Source organism: Floricoccus tropicus, assembly GCF_001832905.1.
GTDB classification, from domain to species: Bacteria; Bacillota; Bacilli; order Lactobacillales; family Streptococcaceae; genus Floricoccus; species Floricoccus tropicus.
The window spans coordinates 325,823-347,179 of the sequence record NZ_MKIR01000012.1 but is presented as its reverse complement, the minus strand read 5'-3'; the positions used below and the strand labels follow the sequence as shown (position 1 = coordinate 347,179).

Below are 21,357 nucleotides of genomic sequence, written 5' to 3'. Positions count from 1 at the left end.
CAAAAATAATCCATTAGAGTTAAAACTCCAATGGATTATTTGTTCTAAATAAATTGTTAGAATACGGAAGAGTGATAAGTTGGTTTTTCTAATACTTCCCAATGTTTAAGTCGCCAAGATTTACTATTAAATTTATTATTTTCGAGAAAATCTTTTGCCTTTAGCAATGGCAACGAAGCGTTGCTAGAATTAATAGAAGTGATTGGAAGCCAAAGTGCACCTAATGAATCTTGACCATCGAAATTTATTGCATCCATCCGGGGTTTACCACTAAATTGATTTACATTATAGAACACAGCTAAATGATTGTTCATATTTTTGTCTTCGTATTCCCACGGAAAAATAAAATTCGTTATTCCGATTTGTTGAAATTTTTCAGCAATAATTGCTGTTTCTTCTTCAATTTCTCTGATTAAGGTATCAGCTAAACTTTCACCAGATTCTTGACTACCACCTGGCAAGTCATATCTGTTGATATAAGGTCCAGCATTTTTTTTGATTACTAATATTTGGTCGTTTTGATGAATGATTCCATAAACGCCAAAAGCATCGTGAAAATTATTTAACATGAAAACCTCCTGTATTGTTGATTTAATAATATCATAAAAACAAAATAAATACTTTTTAAAAAAACAAAATATTACTTCTGTTGTTTAATAGATAATATTCAGAAAATTACTTGCATTTGTGATCAATTGTTGTTATAATTAGACGAAATTAAATGCTAAGGAGAAACTATGGCTTCTTTACTAGAAAAAACAAGAAAAATTACTGCAATCCTGCAAGATGGGGATATTACAGGGTTAAATGCTAACGAAAATGATATTTTGCCTTATAAGGAAATGACAGCCCGTATTGCTGAGGTTATTGACTGTAATGCTTGTGTTATAGATACTGATGGTAACCTATTAGGCTACGCAATGCCGTACAAAACAAATAACGATCGTGTTGAAGAATTCTTTGATACACGTAAATTCCCTAAAGACTATGTTGTTCAAACAACTCGTGTTTATGATGTGGAAGCTAATTTAGATGTAAATGCTAAATTATCTATTTTCCCTGATGAAGCTAAAGATGAGTTTCCAAAAGGATTAACAACTATTGCACCTATTTATGGTGGTGGTGAACGTTTGGGAACGTTTATTATCTGGAAAAATGATAGCGAATTTAACGAAGACGATTTAGTTCTTATTGAACTTGCAACTACAGTAATCGGTGTTCAACTTTCATATATTAAAATGGATAATATGGAAGATGATATCCGTAAACAAACTGCAGTAGCTATGGCTGTTAATACATTATCATATTCTGAAATTAAGGCAGTAAATGCTATCTTAGAAGAGCTTGGTGGAACTGAAGGACGATTAACTGCAAGTGTAGTTGCCGATAAGATTGGGATTACTCGCTCAGTTATTGTAAATGCTCTACGCAAGCTAGAAAGTGCTGGGATTATCGAAAGCCGTTCGCTCGGTATGAAGGGTACTTATCTTAAAGTCGTAAATGACGGAATTTATGACAAATTGAAAGAACGTAATTTTTAAAAAAATCAATAATAAGTAAGAGTAAATAAATGAAAATTTTAGAGAGTGTACAGCTGCTGGAAAGTACATATTTAAATTTATTGAAAAACACACTTTAGATTCATGCTAAAAACATGGACGTTAATCGCGTTAAGATAAGAGATAAGATTTATCGCTTCATAAAATGAAATGATAGTCTTAAATTTAGGTGGTACCACGAATTTCGTCCTATGAGTAGGATGAAGACGTGGTCTTTTTTTATAAAAAATTAACGAAGGAGGACAATATGAGTAAGATTTTTGTAGGTGATTATAGTTTAGAGCAAGTTGGAAAAACAGTAACAGTTCAGGGGTGGGTCGCTAATATACGTGATCATGGGAAATTGGCATTTATTGAATTACGTGACCGTGCTGGGATTTTACAAGTCTTTGTTGATGAATCATCAGCTGATTTTGATATGGTTCATGAATTAAAAAGAGAAAGTATTATTGAAGTTACTGGTTTATTGGTGGAAAGAGATGCTAAATTTGTTAATCATCATTTGAAATCAGGACAAGTAGAGTTAAAAGCTGAAAAGATAAAACTTATTTCTCAAAGTAAAGACTTACCTTTTGAGCTTGATGCATACTCACATACTGGTGACGAAATAAGACAAAAATATCGCTATCTTGACCTTCGACGTGAAAAAATGACATCTAATATTATGTTAAGACATAAGGTTACGACAGCTATTAGAGAATATCTAAATTCGGAATCATTTGTTGATATTGAAACTCCTTATCTAACTAAGTCAACTCCAGAAGGAGCGCGTGATTTTCTTGTTCCAAGTAGATTACAGAAGAATCAATTTTACGCTCTACCACAAAGTCCTCAAATGTTGAAACAACTTTTGATGGGTGCTGGTTTTGATAGATATTATCAAATAGTAAGATGTTTCCGAGATGAAGACTTGCGTGGTGATAGACAGCCTGAATTTACCCAAGTTGACCTTGAAATGAGTTTTGTAAAGCAAGAGGACATCCAAAATCTTGTTGAGTCAATGCTTAAGGAAGTTGTGAAAAAATCTAAAGGTATTGAAATTGAGGATAAATTTCCTGAAATTTCATATGATGAAGCAATGACGAGGTTTGGATCTGATAAACCGGATACAAGATTTGGATTAGAATTGGTTGATTTAACTGAAATTGAAAAAGATAGTAAAATTCTTTTTATTACCAAAGCTTTAAAAGAAAAAAATGGTAGTATTCAAGCAATAAATCTACCTCAAGGCTCAGGAAAATTTTCTAATAAAGAGCTTGGAAATATTAAGCAAGCAATGATGGAATTTGGGATTACATCATTTGCGACTGCCCCAGTTGAAGATGGCATAATTTCAGGAGGTATGAAATCAACGTTTAAGGAATCTAATGCCCAAGTTCTTCAAGCTTTAGATGCAAAAGATGGAGACTTAATCTTTTTCGTCACTGGGAGAAAGGATAAAGTTCAACAAGCTCTCGGTGCCTTAAGACTTCGTTTGGCCAAAAAATTAGATTTAATCGATCCAACTAAACTTAATTTTCTTTGGGTAACTGATTGGCCACTTCTTGAATACAATGAAGAAGAAGGACGCTACCAGGCAATGCATCATCCCTTTACTCAAGCAACTGTAGGTAGTGCTGATGAGCTAAAGGCAAGCCCTGAAACAGTTAAGTCATATGCTTATGATATTGTTTTAAATGGTTATGAAATTGGTGGTGGAAGTCTTAGAATTCATGAAAGAGACATGCAGGAAGCAATGTTCCAATTATTAGGAATGGATGCTTCAGACTATGAACGTGATTTTGGTTTCTTCTTAGAAGCATTAGAATATGGTTTCCCTCCTCACGGTGGACTTGCTTTAGGTCTCGATAGATTAGTGATGCTTCTGGCTGGTGAAGAAAATATTCGTGAAGTAATGGCATTTCCAAAAAATGGAGTTGGTCGAGATTTGATGTTAGAATCTCCAAGTTCAGTAGATGAATACCAACTGAGTGATCTTAATATTGCCCTTAAATAAATAATTTCTGCCTTGAATATATATAATTTGAACAATAATTCTATATATGAAGGGAAAATTTTGGTAGAATATAAGCATTAAAGTTACTTATATAATTAATACACCTATATTGGTAACTTAATGAAGATATCATTTGTATCAAGTAAGTGAAATACTTTTTTCCAAAAGAAGGACTTACTATAATAATGAATATTTAAATAGAAATAGGAGAAGTAATGAGTAAAATTACTGAAGAAGAAGTTCGCCATGTTGCGAATCTTTCGAAATTAGAATTTGATGATCAAGAAGTTACTGCATACGCAGAGCAACTTGGTAAAATTATTGAAATGATTGATTTGCTTAATGAGGTGGACACTGAAGGTGTTGAATTTACATCAAATGTAGCAAATAATACTAACTTTATGAGAGAAGATGTTTCAACTCCAGGTTGGAATCGTGATGAACTTATGAGAAATGTGCCTGAAAGTGAAGATGGATTTATTAAAGTTCCTGCAATTCTTGATGGTGGAGGTGACGCATAATGGCAACTATTAAAGAATTACATGATAAATTAGTAAATAAAGAAATTTCAGCGTTAGAACTTACTCAAGAAACGCTTGCTGGGATTAAAAGTCGTGAAGACAAGGTTGATTCATTCCTATTAATTACTGAAGATGAAGCTCTTGCGACTGCTAAAGCAATCGATGAGAAGGGAATTGACGCTAGCAATATATTAGCAGGTATTCCGATTGCGGTTAAAGATAATATTGTGACAAAAGATATTATCACAACTGCGGCAAGTAAAATGCTTTATAACTTTAACCCAATCTACAATGCATCTTCTGTAGACAAATTGCATGCAAGTGATATGGTTATCGTTGGTAAGACTAACATGGACGAATTTGCTATGGGTGGTTCTACTGAAAATTCAGCATTTAAAACTACAAAAAATGCTTGGGATGAGACTAAAGTTCCTGGTGGTTCATCAGGTGGTTCAGCTACTGCAGTAGCATCTAACCAAGTGTTACTATCACTAGGTTCTGACACCGGTGGTTCAATCAGACAACCAGCTTCATTTAATGGAGTTGTAGGTATGAAACCAACTTATGGACGTATTTCACGTTTTGGTCTTATTGCTTTTGGTTCTTCGTTGGACCAAATTGGACCATTTTCTCAAAATGTTGAAGATAACGCACATTTACTTGGAGCAATCTCAGGATATGATGCAAAAGATTCAACTTCATCAAAAGTTGAGGTACCTGACTTTACAAGTAAAATTGGTAAAGATATTAAAGGACTTAAGATTGCCTTACCAAAAGAATATTTTGGACCAGGTATTGATGAAAAGGTAAAAGAACAAATTCAAGCAGCTGCTAAACATCTTGAAAGTCTTGGAGCAATCATTGATGAGGTAAGTCTTCCTCATTCAAAATACGGTGTTGCTGTTTACTATATTATTGCTTCAAGTGAAGCATCGTCAAACTTACAAAGATTTGATGGAATTCGTTATGGATACCGTGCTGAAGATATTGAAAATCTTGAAGATGTGTATGTTAAATCACGTAGCCAAGGTTTTGGTGAAGAAGTTAAACGTCGTATCATGCTAGGTACATTTAGTCTATCATCAGGATATTATGATGCATACTTTAAAAAAGCAGGGCAAGTTCGTACATTAATCATGGATGATTTTGCTAAAGTTTTTGAAGACTATGATTTAATCCTTGGACCAACAGCACCAAGTGTTGCTTATGACCTTGGAACTCAATCTCATGATCCAGTTGCAATGTATTTAGCTGACCTTCTTACTATTCCAGTTAACTTGGCTGGACTTCCAGGAATTAGTATTCCTGCAGGTAGCGTAGATGGATTACCAGTTGGTATGCAATTGATTGGTAAAGCATTTGATGAAGAAACAATTTATCAAGTTGCAGCGGCATTTGAAGCAACAACTGACTTCCATAAAAATAAACCAGTAATTTTTGAATAGAAAGGACTTCTTAAATGAACTTTGAAACAGTCATTGGACTTGAGGTCCATGTCGAATTAAAAACAAATTCTAAAATATTTTCAACAGCACCTGCCCACTTTGGTGCTGATCCAAATACAAACACTAACATCGTTGACTGGGGATATCCTGGTATGCTTCCAGTTATGAACCGTGGAGTTATTGATTATGGTATAAAAGCTGCTCTTGCTCTTAACATGGACATTCACCAATCAATGCATTTTGACCGTAAAAACTATTTCTATCCTGATAATCCCAAAGCATACCAAATTTCTCAATTTGATGAGCCAATTGGATATAATGGATCAATTGAAATTGAATTAGAAGACGGTACTAAGAAAAATATTCGTATTGAACGTGCTCACTTAGAAGAAGATGCAGGTAAGAATACTCACGGAACTGATGGATATTCTTATGTTGATTTAAACCGCCAAGGAACTCCACTTATTGAGATTGTATCTGAAGCTGATATGAGAAGCCCAGAAGAAGCATATGCTTACTTAACAGCTCTTAAAGAAATTATCCAATATACTGGAATTTCTGATGTTAAGATGGAAGAAGGTTCGATGCGTGTTGATGCCAATATTTCTCTTCGCCCATATGGACAAGAAGAATTTGGTACAAAAACTGAACTTAAAAACTTGAATTCATTTAACTTTGTTCGTAAAGGTCTTGCTTATGAGGTTGATAGACAAGCTAAAGTTCTTCGTTCAGGTGGACTTATCCAACAAGAAACACGTCGTTATGATGAATCAACGGGTGAAACATTATTGATGCGTGTTAAAGAAGGATCAAGTGATTACCGTTACTTCCCAGAACCTGATCTACCACGTTTTGAAATTGAAGATGAATGGATTGAAGATGTTCGTAAATCTCTTCCATCATTCCCTAAAGAACGTCGTGCTAAATATACATCAGAACTTGGTTTATCTGATTATGATGCTACTCAAATTACAGCTAACAAAGAAGTATCTGATTTCTTTGAAAAATCAGTTGAGTTAGGTGGAGATGCAAAATTAATTTCTAACTGGTTGCAAGGTGAAGTTGCTCAGTATTTAAACTCTGAATCAAAAGAATTAGCTGAGATTGAACTTACTCCTGAAAACTTAGTAGAAATGTTGAAGTTGATTGCTGACGGAACTATATCAAGCAAGATGGCTAAAAAAGTATTTGTACACCTAGCTAAAGAAGGTGGTAGTGCTGAAGAATATGTCAAATCTGCAGGACTTATTCAAATTTCAGATCCAGCCGTCCTTGTTCCTATTATTCAAGAAGTATTTGCTAACAACGAAAAGATTGTTAACGACTATAAAGGTGGTAACTCAAATGCTGCCAAGGCCTTTATTGGACAACTTATGAAAGCAACTAAAGGACAAGCAAACCCACAAGTTCTTCAAAGCTTATTGCAAGAAGAATTAGCTAAATTATAATATAATAAAGATAAAAGCAGACTAGTTCTGTTTTTATTTTCTGATAATATTGACTAAAAATGTAAAAAGTGTTTTACTTATTATGTGGTAAAACAAATGAAATCGGAGGTGTAAAATGAAAAATAGGATAAAAGATTATCGTAAGAGAATGAAATTTTCACAAGAAGATTTAGCACGTCTTACTCACGTAAGTCGTCAAACTATTAATGCCATTGAAAATGACAAGTATGACCCAGAGCTTGCTTTGGCTTTCAAACTAGCACGTTTCCTTGATGTAACAGTCGACGAACTTTTTGACTACCAAAATAGAAAGAAGGAAGACGATGTACTTTGGTGCTCAAAATATCACTGTGAGTTATGGGAACAACAAAGTGATACAGGATCTCTCGCTTGAGATTAAAGAGGGATTAACTACTGCAATCATTGGTAAAAATGGATGTGGTAAATCTACATTGTTAAAGGCTCTTGGACGTTTGATAAAATATGAAGGTCAGGTAACTTTCAAGGATGAAAACTTGCTTAAAAGATCAAATATTGATATTGCAAAAATAATGGCGATTCTTCCACAAAGTCCAGTTGCGCCTGAAAATATCACCGTTCTTGATTTGGTTAGCTTAGGACGTTTTGCCCATCAATCTATGCTCGCTACGAATTTATCTAAGGAAGATTATGATATGGTACGTCGGGTTATGATGGAAACTAACGTATGGGATCTTAGATCAAAAAAGATTGAGGATTTGAGTGGTGGTCAAAGACAAAGAGTGTGGATTTCTATGGTTCTTGCTCAGGATAGTGAAATAATTTTGCTTGATGAGCCGACAACTTATCTTGATATTGTTCATCAGCTTGAAGTTTTAAGCTTACTTAGGATGTTTGCGAAAAAACTCAATAAAACAGTTATCTATGTGTTGCATGACTTAAATATGGTAGCTAGATTTGCTGATGAAATTATTGCTATGAGAGACGGAAAAATTGTCGCACAGGGTCCAGTTAAAGAAGTATTTAATGAGAATGTGATAAAAGATACGTATGATATTCGTGTCCATATTGGTGCAGATTCATATGCTGAAACTCCAATGATTTGGGGCGTATCAAATGGATAAAAGAAAAAGTTTCTTAAGTTATATTTTTCTTTTACTAATTGGCTTATTTATCATCAGCTTACTTACTTTGACCAAGGGAATTGAAAATTACCCATTAAAGGGAATTTTGTCTAATGAAATTGTAATGGAAATCCGTATGCCAAGGTTAATAGCAGCATATTGCGTTGCTATTCTGCTTTCTGGTAGTGGTCTTCTTATGCAAAATCTAACACAGAATCCGATTGCTGAGATGTCAACATTAGGTATCTCAAGTGGATCAAGTCTTGCTATTGCCATATCGCTTGCCTTAAGTATTCCAAATGATCCAATTCATTTAATAATTGTTGGAATAGTTGGATCAACTATCGCTTTTGGACTTTTATTTTTCCTAACGGCTAAAAATAGTTTTGATCCCTTACGGGTAGTACTTGTTGGAACGTCAATTGGGCTTTTTTGTACAAGCTTGGCGTCTGCTATTAGTTACTATAAAAAGAATTCACAACAGTATTTTATGTGGATTGTTGGTTCGTTCTCTGGAATTAACAAAATTAAAATGTATGAATTATTGTTTGCATCAGTTGTCTTTATTGCCTTAATTCTACTTTTTTCAAATCAAATCAAGTTAATTGGTTTTGGCTCTGAACTTGCAACAAGTTTAGGAGTTAATATAACTTTTGTTAGATTCTTGATTATGTTCTTAGTGGTATTAGCAAGTGCAGCAACAGTTTCGACAGTAGGAGTCATTAGTTTTGTTGGACTTATTGGCCCACACATTGCCAGGTCTTTGATTGGTAATTCATCTTTTAGAAGAACCTTCGTCTTATCAACACTTATAAGCATGGTACTTGTTACAGTTGCGGATTTCTTAGCGAGAAATCTCTTTAAGCCATACGAGTTTCCAGTTGGAAGTATACTTATGCTCCTTGGGGCACCTTTCTTCTTATATCTAGTAAATAGAGCAGGGAGGCTGAGGATATGAAAAAATCACGAACTCTTTTGCTAATTCTCACAATAATCTTCTTAATTGTTTTAGATCTTTTCGGGGATAAAATACTAAGTGGTGACTTGTCAGGTTTGAGCTTTATAATTCTCAATTTTAGATTACCAAGATTATTGATAGTTTTGATTGCAGGAGTTGCTATTTCAATTAGCGGTGCTCTTGTTCAGAATATATCGTTAAATCCACTTGCTGATAGTGGCATGCTTGGTTTTACTAGTGGAGCAAGTTTTGCTATTGTTCTCCTGATTTTTATATCAGAGAAAGTAACAATGCCAGCATGGACAACATTCCTTTATCCAGCTTTTGCTGTAATTGGTGCATGTATTGCTTACCTTTTATTAAGAGGTCTGACAATGGGAAAAAATTTTTCTCAATTAAGATTAATATTAAGTGGTTTAGCGATTACCGCTATCTTCCAATCACTTATTACAATTTTACAATTGACTTTAAATTCATTTGATTTTCAAAAGTTAGCAATCTGGTTAACAGGTGATGTATGGATGACTGATTATAAATACATTTTCTTTTTAACGATTTGCTTATTTTTAGGACTTTTAGTTCTTCCGTTTTTCTTTAATCGACTTGATGGTCTTGCTCTGGGCCAAGAGCTTGCGACATCTTTAGGAATTGATGTTGAAAAAACCATTAAACAGTTATTTTTCTTAACGCTTGTTTTCACATCAATCGGTGTAGCAGCAGTTGGGGCAGTATCTTTTGTTGGATTAATATCACCACACATTGCTAGGAGCTTAACTAGCTTTAAAGCAAGAAATCGTTTGTTTTACACGGGGCTTGTTGGCGTAATTATAATGCTACTTGCTGACATTATTGCAAAAAATATCATATCACCGAGTACACTTCCTTTAGGATTTGTAGTAGCTTTAATAGGAGCTCCGTACTTTGTGTTCCTTATAAACAGAAAGGTTTAATCTTGAAAAAATTTACTAGCTTATTATTAGCAGGAGTTGTTATCCTTGGTTTAGCAGCATGTTCAAATAATTCTTCGTCTTCTAAAGAGGAGGAGAAAGATACTGGAACTCATAAGGTTGAGGCAAAAAATGGAACAATTGAAATACCAAATAAATTAAATAAAATCGTAGTTCAAAACTATTCAGATGAGGCAGTAACACTTGGACAAAATGTTATTGGAACTGATACTTATGCATATGCTAACCCTCATCTACCAAAAGAAGCAACCGAAAAAATTAAAGATCTAGGTGCTCCAATGAACGCTGAAAAAATTGCTGAGGATAAACCAGATTTAATTATCACGATGGATGAAGATCAGGTTGATAATTACAAAAAGATTGCTCCGACAATTCTTTTAGACTATAATGACAAAGCCTTTAAAGACATTGATAGTCGACTTGAATATTTTTCAAAATTATTTAATGCTGAAGATAAAAAAGATGAGTTTTTGAAAGAATTCGATGCTACGGCTAAAAAGGAAACTGCCCGTTTAACTGATAAAGGAATTGATCCTTCTAAATCAACAGTTGCTATTATTGAACTATCGGGTAATAAAATTTATAGTTATGGTAGTAACTTTGGACGTGGTGGTCAAGTGCTTACACGTGGATTGGGATTCAAACAATCAAAAGAAATGCAAGAAATTACTGATGCAGGTGGCTTTAAAGAGGTTAATGTTGAAAGCCTAGCTAATCTAAGCGCAGATTATATATTTATTGACTTTAAAAATACTGATAAGTCTCAATATGAAGCTTTAACAAAAAATCCAGTTTGGCAAAAAATAAAAGCTGTTCAAGATAAAAAAGTAGTTCAAATGGACTTTGATCAAGTTTATTACTTTGCAGGACCAACTGCTACTGAAAAATTACTACCAGTTTATGTTGATGCGATTTTAGATCAAACAAATAAATAATCTAGAAAAATAAAAATAATGATGTATACTATAGTTGATACGTCATTTTTTTGTGGCAAAATATGGAAATGTAGGAATAAAATGGATATAAAACATCTTAGATATGTGGTTGCAATAGCCAATACAGGAACATTTAGGGAAGCTAGCGAGCAATTATTTGTAAGCCAGCCAAATTTATCAATTTCAATTAAAGACTTAGAACAAGAACTTGGATTTTTAGTTTTTGAACGTACAAATAGTGGAGCAGTATTAACACCACAAGGGGAGCGCTTCTATGAACAAGCTCAAACAATTTTAAGAAATTTTGAATCTTTTGAATCACGATATACAAAAAACGATGAGGTAGCAAAAACATTTTCAGTTGCAAGCCAGCATTATGATTTTCTTGCTCCTGTGGGAGTTGATTTCACTAATAAAAATCCTGAAGTGAAGAATTTCCGTGTCTTTGAGAGTACAACGTTTAACATTTTACAAGAAGTGGCTGATGGACATAGTGAAGTTGGAATAGCCTATCTAAATAAATATAATCGAGCAGGTATTATGAGAATGCTTGATAAGTTAGAACTTGAAGAGATCGAGTTAATGAACTTTAAAACACATATTTATGTGAGAAATGATCATCCACTTACGAAAAAGGATAAGATTTATACTGAAGATTTAAAAAGCCTAAGTCGTGCACGTTTTACACAAGAAAGTGATCAATATTTGTATTACTCAGAAGACCTTGTTGAAACTTTTGAGGATACTCTAATCTATAATGTAACCGACCGTGCCACCTTGAATGGTATCTTGGAGCGAACTGATAGCTATGCAACGGGTAGTGGATTTATTGATGGTAAAAGTGTTCATAACATTGCTGTCTTATCGATTGAAGATGGGAATGAAAATGCCTTGATTCTGTTTAAGAAAAAAAGTCATGATTTGAGTAAATTTGCTCAGTCATATAGAGCAAGTTTAGAAGACTATTTTGAAAAGAATAAATTTTAAGAGTTTCTAGATTTTTTCTGAAAAATACTGTAAAATGGACTTGTCAAATAAATCACTAAAAGGAGACACTAACAAATGGTAAAATTAGTTTTTGCACGTCATGGCTTGTCTGAGTGGAATGAAAAGAATCTTTTCACTGGTTGGGCAGATGTAGACTTAGCTGAACAAGGAACTCAAGAAGCAATCGCTGCTGGTAAACTTGTTAAGGAAGCAGGAATCGAATTCGATGTTGCTTTCACTTCAGTTCTTAAACGCGCTATCAAGACTACAAACTATATTCTTGAGTATTCTGATCAACTTTGGGTACCAACTCTTAAATCTTGGCGCTTAAATGAACGTCACTATGGTGGACTTACTGGTCTTAACAAAGCTGACGCTGCTGCTGAATACGGTGACGAACAAGTACACATCTGGCGTCGTTCATATGATACACTACCACCAGATATGCCACGTGATAGCGAATACTCTGCACATTCTGACCGTCGTTATGCAAAACTTGATGACTCAGTTGTACCAGATGCTGAAAACTTAAAAGTTACTCTTGAACGTGCTCTTCCATTCTGGGAAGATGAAATTGCACCTGCTCTTAAAGATGGTAAAAACGTTTTAGTTGGAGCTCATGGTAACTCAATCCGTGCTCTTGTTAAACATATCAAACATCTATCAGATGATGAAATTATGGATGTTGAAATTCCAAACTTCCCACCACTAGTATTTGAATTAGATGAAAACTTAAACATCGTTGATGAATACTATTTGGAAGCTAAATAATATTTAATTATTTAAATTAAATCATAGGACTTTTGTCTTATGATTTTTTTGTTAAATAAGTCGCGTCCATTGTCAAAGATTAAGTTATAAAGTAAGATAGATATATTAAGAATGAAAAGGAAATATGTGATGTTACCACTAGTGGAGTTCTGTCAATTTAATTTACTCAAAGGAAGTCAAATAGTTTTAGAACATTTAGAAGAAAGAAGCGATATTGATATTTTGGTTAGTGATTGTTTAAGTCAGTGTAGTTTATGTGCTAAAAGCCTTTATTGTTCTTTTGAAGGGAAAATTATTTCAAGTGATGATGCAACAGGTCTTGAACTTTTAATTAATAATGAAGTTACCGAGTGGTATAAGGATCTATAAATTAATCTATACTGCATGCTTACTTACATTTAGACCCCATTTAAAACTTTAATAATTACTAAAAATAGTGTAAAATTAAACAGTATTTAAGGTGGGTATATATGTCTAAAAATGATAAAAATAAAAAAGAAAATAAGTCTGTCGGAAATTCGATAAAAGCAATTCCGATGAGAATAAATTTGCTGTTTTTCCTTATTTTTACCTTGTTTATTATACTAATAGCAAGGCTTTATAATATGCAAATTGTTCATCATGACTTTTATTTGAAAAAATTAGAAGAGGCAGGATCAGTAACAAAGGTTGTTGAAGCTACACCTCGTGGTCAAATATATGATGCAAGTGGTACTGTACTAGTTAGTAATAAAGAAAAAACAGCTATAAAGTTTACTAGATCTAATAAGATAAGTGCAGATCAAATGAGAAAAGTAGCTGAAAAGTTAGTAACTATAATTCCAGGTGCTTTGGAAAATGAACCTTTAACAGAAAGAGATAAAAAAGATTTCTATCTAGCAAACGCTGATAATTTAAGAAAAATACAAGAAGCTACTACTACTGATGAAAAATATGACAAGAAAACTGGTGATAAACTTTCTGAAGGAAGTCTCTATGCACTTTATATATCTAAGGTTACTGATAATCAGATAATTTTTTCTCCTGAACTAGAAGAAGCTGCTAAAATCTTTAAAAGAATGAATGCTACTTCTAATTTTAATACTACTGTAATTATTTCAGATGACTTGACAGACGTTCAAATTGCAACAATTGCTGAAAATGAGAGTAACCTTTCAGGTATAAGCATTGGTACCGATTGGGAACGTGAGTATGCAAATACGGCTCTTCGTTCTCTTTTGGGAACTATCTCCTCTGAGAGAGCTGGAATTCCAGCGGAAGAACTTGATACATATTTAAGCAAAGGCTATTCAAGAAATGATAGAGTAGGTACAAGTTATGTTGAGAAAGGGTACGAAGAATATTTACAAGGTTCAAGAAAAATCAGTGAAGTATACTTAGATAAAAATGGGAATATTAGTGATAATAAAGTTATATCTGAAGGACAGCCAGGGAAAAATTTAAAATTAACTATAGATTTAAAATTCCAAGAAGGTGTTGAAAATATTTTACAAAAATATTTTCAACAAGCTAAATCACAAGGACATGCAAATGTTTCTGAAGGAGCTTATGCGGTGGTATTGAATCCAAATGATGGCTCTGTACTTGCTATGGCTGGTCTTTCTCAAAATAAAGAGACCGGAGAGTTGACTAAGGATTCACTTCAAACATTTACAGGAGCTTTTGTACCTGGTTCAGTTGTAAAAGGTGCAACTCTAACAAGTGGATGGAATGCTGGTGCAATAACTGGAAATGAGATACTTGTAGATCAACCAATTCAAATTGCTGGAAGTCCAGTTAAGCAATCATGGTTTACCAATGGAGGTAGTTTACCTATTAATGCGGTCCAAGCATTGGAATATTCATCTAATACTTACATGCTTCAACTTACATTAAGAATGATGGGGCAGCCGTATTACTATAATATGAATCTAGACCCTACTAATAAAGATAAAGTTTTCAAAGAGTTGAGAGAAGGCTTCGGAGAATATGGAATGGGTGTTTTAACTGGATTTGATATACCAGGTGAGACAAGAGGACTGGTACCTTCTGCTGAAAAATCAAGTGCTGGTTCGCTTCTAGACCTCAGTTTTGGTCAGTATGATACTTATACTACTCTTCAACTTGCTCAGTATGCGGCGACTGTTGCAAATGGTGGCACACGTTATGCACCACATATTGTATCAGGGATATATGATGGTTCAGATGGAAATAAATTCGGGAAAGAAGTTAAAGCCATTGATGCTAAAGAATTAAACAAGGTTAATATTTCAAAAGATAACATGGCACTAATTAAAGAAGGTTTTTATAGGGTAGTACATGGTGGTGCATTAGCTACAGGTCTTGAAGTCGGTCAAGGAGAAAGTGTTCCCATAAGTGCTAAGACTGGTACTGCTGAAACTTTTACAACTGATTTAAATGGTAATACTATTGCAACTACTGCAAATAATATTGTGGCGTATGCTCCAACAGATAATCCCCAAATTGCAATAGGGGCAATGGTACCGGATTTAACTGATGCATATACTCACGTTAATCACTATATCGCACGTGATATTGTTAATCTTTACAATAGCATGTATGGATTTAAATAAATGGAAAGGGAAAGGAGGTGAGATAGTCTATGTACTATCCTGAACCAATTGCTAAACTAATTGAATCATATAGTAAGCTTCCAGGAATTGGTCAAAAAACTGCAATTCGCTTAGCTTTCTATACAATTGGAATGGATGACGAAGATGTAAATTTATTTGCTAAGAATCTTTTATCTGCAAAACGTGATTTGAAATTTTGTAGTGTTTGTGGGAACTTGACTGATCAAGATCCTTGCAGTATCTGTACAGATGAGAATCGCGATAGAAGTACAATTTTCGTTGTTGAAGATAGTAAGGATGTCTTAGCAATTGAAAAAATAAGAGAGTACAACGGGTTATATCATGTATTGCAAGGTACTATTTCTCCTATGAATGGGATATCTCCAGATGATATCAATGTTAAGAGCTTGATAACTAGGCTGATTGATAGTCAGGTTGAGGAAGTCATAATAGCTACTAATGCAACAAGTGAAGGGGAAGCTACAGCAATATATTTATCGCGCCTAATTAAACCATCTGGTATTAAAGTAACTCGTTTGGCTCGTGGTCTTGCAGTAGGTAGTGATATTGAATATGCGGATGAAGTAACATTATTAAAGGCTGTTGAAAATAGAAAGGAAATTTAAGTTTACTATTTGTAAATGGGAGGTATGATATGAAGGAAGTTTTGATTTTATTGTATGGTGGACGTAGTGCAGAACGCGATGTTTCAGTGCTATCAGCTGAAAGCGTAATGAGGGCTGTTGATTATTCAAAACACACTGTGAAGACATTTTTTATTAGTCACAATGGTGATTTTATTAAAACACAAGAATTTGATGAAAAACCTGCGGATGATGAAAAATTAATGACTAACATTTCAATTGACTTATCTGCAAAAATTAAGCCAAGTGATATTTATGAAGAAGGTGCTGTAGTTTTCCCTGTACTTCATGGGCCTATGGGTGAAGATGGGTCAATACAAGGGTTTTTAGAAATATTAAAAATGCCTTATATTGGACCAAATATTACTGCGGCTAGTGTTACTATGGATAAGATTATGACTAAGCATGTACTTGATGCTGTTGGAGTTCCACAAGTTCCTTATGTTGCAGTTGTAGGTTCAGAGTCAATTAATGAAAAGATGGTTGAAGTTAATGAAAAATTAACATATCCTGTTTTTGTTAAGCCAGCGAATATGGGGTCTAGTGTTGGAGTATCTAAAATTGATTCTGCCGATAAACTTGAGGAAGGACTCCGAGAAGCCTTTAAATTTGATAATCGTATTGCAGTTGAACAAGGTGTTGATGCCCGAGAAATTGAAGTTGCGGTACTTGGCAATTTGAATGTTAAATCAACTCTTGCAGGAGAAGTTGTTAAAGATGTAGCCTTTTATGACTACAATTCAAAATACATCAATAATAAGATTACAATGGATATTCCTGCTCATGTTGATGAGAAAATTATGGAAGAACTCCGTTTTTATGCTGAGCTCGCTTATCGTACAGTGAATGGAAGTGGATTGAGTAGATGTGATTTCTTTTTAACAAAAGATGGAAAATATTATCTTAATGAGATTAATGCAATTCCAGGATTTACACAATATTCAATGTATCCACTTTTATGGGAAAATATGGGACTTCCATATGCTGATTTAATTGAACAATTGATTATTCTTGCTAAAGAAGCATTTGAAGTTCGTGAAGGACATTTGAAATGAGATTGAAATTTTATGAGCTTGCTGATGCAGTTGATGCTCAGAATAATTTTGAAAAGTTTCCTAATATTGAATTAAGTGGCATTGAGTTTGATAGTAGAAAAATAAAGGTAGGTGATATCTTCTTACCTTTAAAAGGGGAACGTGATGGACATGATTTTATCGAGACTGCTTTTGAAAATGGTGCAGTAGTCACTCTATCAGAAGTTGAAATTGAAAATCATCCTTATATCTTGGTAGAGGATTGCCTTGCAGCCTTTCAAAAACTTGCAGCTTTTTATATTGAAAAAACTCAAGTTGAGGTAGTGGCAGTAACGGGCTCAAATGGTAAGACAACTACCAAAGATATGATTGACTCAGTTTTATCTACAACGTATAAGACATATAAAACTCAAGGTAATTACAATAATGAAATTGGTTTGCCTTATACTATTTTGCATATGCCAGATGACACTGAAAAACTTGTTCTTGAAATGGGACAGGATCACATGGGAGATATTCATTTACTAAGTGATATTGCAAAACCAAAGATTGCGGTCATTACTTTAATTGGTGAGAGCCATATCGAATTTTTCGGTAGTCGTGAAAAAATTGCCCAAGGGAAAATGCAGATTGCTGATGGAATGCACCAAGGTATTTTGGTAGCACCAGCTGACAAGATAATTAATAAATTTTTACCTAATGACCAAGAGGTAGTACGTTTTGGTCCTAATGAAGATATTTATATTGATAATTTAGTTGAACATAAGGATTATTTAGAATTTGAAGTTAATTTCTTAGATACTAAACTTATTGTTCCATTACCAGGGAAATTTAATGCAACTAATGCTATGCTTGCGGCTTATGTTGGTAAAGTGTTAGGTGTAAAAGAACATGATATTAGATCAGGCTTAGAAAATATTCAATTAACTAAGAACCGTACGGAATGGTTAGTAGCCTCTAATGGTGCAGATATCCTATCAGATGTTTATAATGCAAATCCCACTGCCATGAGATTGATACTTGAAACATTCCAAGCTATACCTGAAAATACTGATGGAGCAAAGGCAGTTGTTCTTGCTGATATGAAAGAGTTAGGTGAAGAATCATCTAAATATCATGAACAAATGATTACTGCTATTGATCCTGATAAAATTGACAGATTATACCTTTATGGACAGGAGATGGAAGCTTTAGTTGAGTATGCAAAAGATATTTTTCCTAAAGGACATTTGAAGTTTTATAGGAAAGATGATGAAGTTGATGAGCTTGATGAGTTAATCAATGATGTATCTAATGATCTTAAAGCTAATGATCAGATTCTACTTAAAGGTAGCAATAGTATGAACTTGAGCAAGGTAGTGGAAAAGCTACTTTGATAAAAAAAGAGGAAGAGACATGTAGAATACGCTGTTATTGCAATGAACTAATATAACAACGGAGATAATTAATAATGAATTTACAAGAAGAAGTAAACAAGCGTCGAACATTTGCCATCATCAGTCACCCGGATGCTGGTAAGACAACAATTACAGAGCAACTTTTAATGTTTGGTGGAGCCATTCGAGAAGCTGGTACTGTTAAGGGGAAGAAGACTGGGAATTTTGCTAAGTCTGACTGGATGGATATTGAAAAGCAACGTGGAATCTCTGTAACGAGTTCAGTAATGCAGTTTGATTATGCTGGTAAAAAGGTTAATATCCTTGATACGCCAGGACATGAGGATTTCTCTGAAGATACATACCGTACATTGATGGCGGTAGATGCTGCTGTCATGGTAATTGACTCTGCAAAGGGTATTGAAGCACAAACTAAGAAATTATTTAAGGTTGTAAAAGATAGGGAAATTCCAATCTTTACCTTTATTAATAAGCTTGACCGTGATGGTCGTGAGCCACTTGATCTACTTGAGGAGTTAGAAGAAACTCTAGGTATTCAATCAACTCCTATGAATTGGCCAATCGGTATGGGTAAAGCTTTTGAAGGTCTATATGATATGCATAATCATCGTATTGAGATGTTTAAAGGAGATGAAAGATTTATCGAACTTGATGAAGATGGTCAAGTACCAGAAGATAATCATTTAAGACAAAATCCTTTTTACCAACAAGCCTTGGATGATATTGAATTGATACAAGAAGCTGGTAATCCTTTTGATGAAGAAGAAGTACTTGCTGGGGAACTTACTCCGGTATTCTTCGGATCAGCCCTTACAAACTTTGGGGTACAAACTTTCTTGGATACATTCCTGGAATACGCTCCAATTCCACATGCTCATAAAACAACTGAAGGGGAAGAAATTTCGCCCTATGAACCCGATTTTTCTGGCTTTGTCTTTAAAATTCAAGCTAATATGAATCCTGCTCATAGGGATAGAATAGCTTTTGTTCGTATCTCATCAGGAGAATTTCAACGTGGTATGGATGTTAAGCTTGCTCGTACTAATAAGAAAGTTAAACTTTCAAATGTAACTCAATTTATGGCAGAGAGTCGTGAAAATATTGAGTCAGCTGTAGCTGGTGATATTATTGGGGTTTATGATACTGGTACTTATCAAGTTGGAGATACTTTATTAACTGGTAAGCAAAATTTTGAATATGAGCCACTTCCAACATTTACACCTGAATTATTTATGCGTGTATCTGCGAAAAATGTTATGAAGCAAAAGAGTTTCCATAAAGGTATTGAACAACTTGTTCAAGAAGGAGCAATCCAACTTTATAAAAACTATCAAACGAATGAATATATGCTAGGTGCAGTTGGGCATCTTCAGTTTGAAGTATTCCAACATAGAATGATTAACGAATATAATGCTGAAGTTAATATGACACCTATGGGTAATAAAACTGTTCGTTGGATTAAGCCAGAACAACTTGATGAAAAAATGAGTTCAAGTAGAAATATTTTGGCGCGTGATAGATTTGATAATCCTTTATTCCTATTTGAAAATCAATTTGCTGAAAGATGGTTTGCTGATAAATATCCAGATGTTGAATTAAGTGCAACACCACCAACTGAGTAGTAAATTAAATAAGAAATATACATAATTTACAGAATAAATTTTACAAAAAAACAAACACAAACTATATTTGAAACATTTGCTGAATGTCCTTATATAATTCGTGTTTTTTTTATGGATTTCAACAAAGTTTAGGCTATTGCTATTCAAATTCATTTATAAATTTACGTAAAATTCTTTTTTGGGTCAGACTCTTTTTTAAAAAAATTAATAGTACTAATCAAAAAAATCTCCTAGTAATAACTAGAAGATAGGATTATTATTTTTTAAGTTGTAAATAGTTCGCTAGTAAGGCAATAATCCACAAGTGAGCTGGATAATATATATAGAATAGGTATTTAAATATTGGTTTGCCACTTCCTTTTTTCCCATTATAAAGATGAAGAAACGGAATAACAAATACAAACATCCAGTCAGAGTTGTAGCCAAAGTTAAGCCAAAATTCACGCGCATTATTTGAATCAAGTATTGGTGTCATATCAAATAATAAGAAAATAACTGCAGAAAGAGCGATGTAGCTCAAGTCACGCGCTTTATATTTACCGTAAGTAAAGTAAGAAACCAAGATGAATGGTAGAACAACATATCCACCTTCAGTTAGAAAAGAGCCAAGGAAGGTTATTACAATAATAGATATAGTCAATCCAATTCTTAAGGCAGTATTATCGGCTTTAGCTTTAATAATTTCTATCATATATAGAAGAGTTGCTCCTACAGCTAGAGTCATAAATATATTATTATGAACCTGATACATTGGATCCTTCACAATCAAATTAATGATGAAATTTCCAAGATACATAATTCCAGCCCATAGGTAGAGACGAGTTAGATACCTTTTTTTGCTTCTAGTATAGTGAAAACCCTCCACCAACATATAAGCGAAGAAAACAGCTACTGGTCTGGTTATTGCATGAAAGAATGTTGCTGTTTCACCAGAGACAAAGAGGTCAATATGGTCTAAGGTCATTAGGGCCATAAAAAAGATTTTTAATTGATTTCTGTTAAACATAATAAGTACTTTCTAAATAAAATTTATATATTAATTATATAAAATTTTTTGTGGACTAATCTGACCATTTTAGCTTTTTTTCTTACAGAATTGTAAGGTTTGTGAAAATTTGCAAAGAGTATTCTTCAAATGATTTTCATTTTCATTTGTTTAAGTCATAAAGATTGTTAAACGGTTATTTTTGTGTTAAACTAATAAAGTTGCACTAACCTTATTTATAATGGAGTGTTTGGTACAGGGGCCCATAAATTGAATGGGCATAATTTATAGGCGTTTAGAATTAGCATATGACTAATAAAAATGAGCTGTGATTTAAAACTAGCAAATTATTGTAATAGTTTTATAAACAATGGAATTATTATGGTTGACTAGTTTTGTATAATCGACAGT

Annotated in this window: 20 protein-coding genes; 18 read left to right on the top strand and 2 right to left on the bottom strand. The window is 33.7% G+C overall.

Going from position 1 to position 21,357, the window contains the following annotated elements; translation table 11 throughout:
- Positions 1–56: 56 nt before the first annotated feature.
- Positions 57–569 (bottom strand): NUDIX hydrolase, encoded by a 513-nt coding sequence (locus BG261_RS05485; protein WP_070792151.1) that lies wholly within the window; start codon positions 567–569, stop codon positions 57–59.
- A 168-nt stretch (positions 570–737) separates the two neighbouring features.
- On the opposite strand from BG261_RS05485, the gene codY reads away from it, so the two are divergent.
- From codY to BG261_RS05395, 18 genes are all read left to right on the top strand, one after another.
- On the top strand, positions 738–1,541 hold the full coding sequence (gene codY, locus BG261_RS05480; RefSeq protein WP_070792150.1) for a GTP-sensing pleiotropic transcriptional regulator CodY: 804 nt from the start codon (positions 738–740) through the stop codon (positions 1,539–1,541).
- Positions 1,542–1,806: 265 nt separating this feature from the next.
- Positions 1,807–3,555, top strand: coding sequence for an aspartate--tRNA ligase (gene aspS, locus BG261_RS05475; protein ID WP_070792149.1), 1,749 nt, complete (start codon positions 1,807–1,809; stop codon positions 3,553–3,555).
- A 215-nt stretch (positions 3,556–3,770) separates the two neighbouring features.
- The gene (gene gatC, locus BG261_RS05470; RefSeq protein WP_070792148.1) at positions 3,771–4,076 is read left to right on the top strand and encodes an Asp-tRNA(Asn)/Glu-tRNA(Gln) amidotransferase subunit GatC; all 306 of its coding nucleotides are present in this window, start codon (positions 3,771–3,773) and stop codon (positions 4,074–4,076) included.
- Positions 4,076–5,521, top strand: a complete 1,446-nt coding sequence (gatA, locus tag BG261_RS05465) for an Asp-tRNA(Asn)/Glu-tRNA(Gln) amidotransferase subunit GatA (RefSeq protein ID WP_070792147.1) — start codon at positions 4,076–4,078, stop codon at positions 5,519–5,521. Before gatC ends, gatA begins: the two co-directional genes overlap by 1 nt.
- A gap of 14 nt (positions 5,522–5,535) precedes the next feature.
- A complete protein-coding gene (gatB, locus tag BG261_RS05460) occupies positions 5,536–6,969 on the top strand; it encodes an Asp-tRNA(Asn)/Glu-tRNA(Gln) amidotransferase subunit GatB (RefSeq protein ID WP_070788758.1) in 1,434 nt (477 codons plus the stop codon).
- A gap of 115 nt (positions 6,970–7,084) precedes the next feature.
- Positions 7,085–7,363 (top strand): helix-turn-helix transcriptional regulator, encoded by a 279-nt coding sequence (locus tag BG261_RS05455; protein WP_070792146.1) that lies wholly within the window; start codon positions 7,085–7,087, stop codon positions 7,361–7,363.
- Entirely contained in the window at positions 7,293–8,072 is a 780-nt protein-coding gene (locus tag BG261_RS05450) for an ABC transporter ATP-binding protein (protein WP_070792145.1), read from the top strand. Before BG261_RS05455 ends, BG261_RS05450 begins: the two co-directional genes overlap by 71 nt.
- Complete coding sequence (locus BG261_RS05445; RefSeq protein ID WP_070792144.1) at positions 8,065–9,030, top strand: FecCD family ABC transporter permease; 966 nt, start codon at positions 8,065–8,067, stop codon at positions 9,028–9,030. Before BG261_RS05450 ends, BG261_RS05445 begins: the two co-directional genes overlap by 8 nt.
- A complete protein-coding gene (locus tag BG261_RS05440) occupies positions 9,027–9,980 on the top strand; it encodes a FecCD family ABC transporter permease (protein ID WP_070792143.1) in 954 nt (317 codons plus the stop codon). Before BG261_RS05445 ends, BG261_RS05440 begins: the two co-directional genes overlap by 4 nt.
- 2 nt (positions 9,981–9,982) lie before the next feature.
- On the top strand, positions 9,983–10,933 hold the full coding sequence (locus tag BG261_RS05435) for an ABC transporter substrate-binding protein (RefSeq protein WP_070792142.1): 951 nt from the start codon (positions 9,983–9,985) through the stop codon (positions 10,931–10,933).
- 81 nt (positions 10,934–11,014) lie between these two features.
- Entirely contained in the window at positions 11,015–11,920 is a 906-nt protein-coding gene (locus tag BG261_RS05430) for a LysR family transcriptional regulator (protein WP_070788752.1), read from the top strand.
- A 75-nt stretch (positions 11,921–11,995) separates the two neighbouring features.
- Positions 11,996–12,691, top strand: a complete 696-nt coding sequence (locus BG261_RS05425; RefSeq protein ID WP_070788751.1) for a phosphoglycerate mutase — start codon at positions 11,996–11,998, stop codon at positions 12,689–12,691.
- A 129-nt stretch (positions 12,692–12,820) separates the two neighbouring features.
- On the top strand, positions 12,821–13,060 hold the full coding sequence (locus BG261_RS05420) for a DUF1450 domain-containing protein (protein WP_070792141.1): 240 nt from the start codon (positions 12,821–12,823) through the stop codon (positions 13,058–13,060).
- Between the two features lie 101 nt (positions 13,061–13,161).
- Complete coding sequence (locus BG261_RS05415; RefSeq protein ID WP_070792140.1) at positions 13,162–15,264, top strand: penicillin-binding transpeptidase domain-containing protein; 2,103 nt, start codon at positions 13,162–13,164, stop codon at positions 15,262–15,264.
- A 29-nt stretch (positions 15,265–15,293) separates the two neighbouring features.
- Positions 15,294–15,890: a recombination mediator RecR gene (recR, locus tag BG261_RS05410; protein WP_070792139.1), complete on the top strand. Its 597-nt coding sequence runs from the start codon at positions 15,294–15,296 to the stop codon at positions 15,888–15,890.
- Positions 15,891–15,919: 29 nt separating this feature from the next.
- The gene (locus BG261_RS05405; protein ID WP_070792138.1) at positions 15,920–16,963 is read left to right on the top strand and encodes a D-alanine--D-alanine ligase; all 1,044 of its coding nucleotides are present in this window, start codon (positions 15,920–15,922) and stop codon (positions 16,961–16,963) included.
- The gene (locus BG261_RS05400; protein ID WP_070792137.1) at positions 16,960–18,318 is read left to right on the top strand and encodes a UDP-N-acetylmuramoyl-tripeptide--D-alanyl-D-alanine ligase; all 1,359 of its coding nucleotides are present in this window, start codon (positions 16,960–16,962) and stop codon (positions 18,316–18,318) included. The genes BG261_RS05405 and BG261_RS05400 overlap by 4 nt, the downstream gene beginning before the upstream one ends.
- A gap of 74 nt (positions 18,319–18,392) precedes the next feature.
- Positions 18,393–19,961, top strand: coding sequence for a peptide chain release factor 3 (locus BG261_RS05395; RefSeq protein ID WP_070792136.1), 1,569 nt, complete (start codon positions 18,393–18,395; stop codon positions 19,959–19,961).
- Between the two features lie 256 nt (positions 19,962–20,217).
- On the opposite strand, the gene BG261_RS05390 is transcribed toward BG261_RS05395, so the two are convergent.
- On the bottom strand, positions 20,218–20,967 hold the full coding sequence (locus tag BG261_RS05390) for a TraX family protein (RefSeq protein ID WP_070792135.1): 750 nt from the start codon (positions 20,965–20,967) through the stop codon (positions 20,218–20,220).
- Between the last annotated feature and the right edge of the window lie 390 nt (positions 20,968–21,357).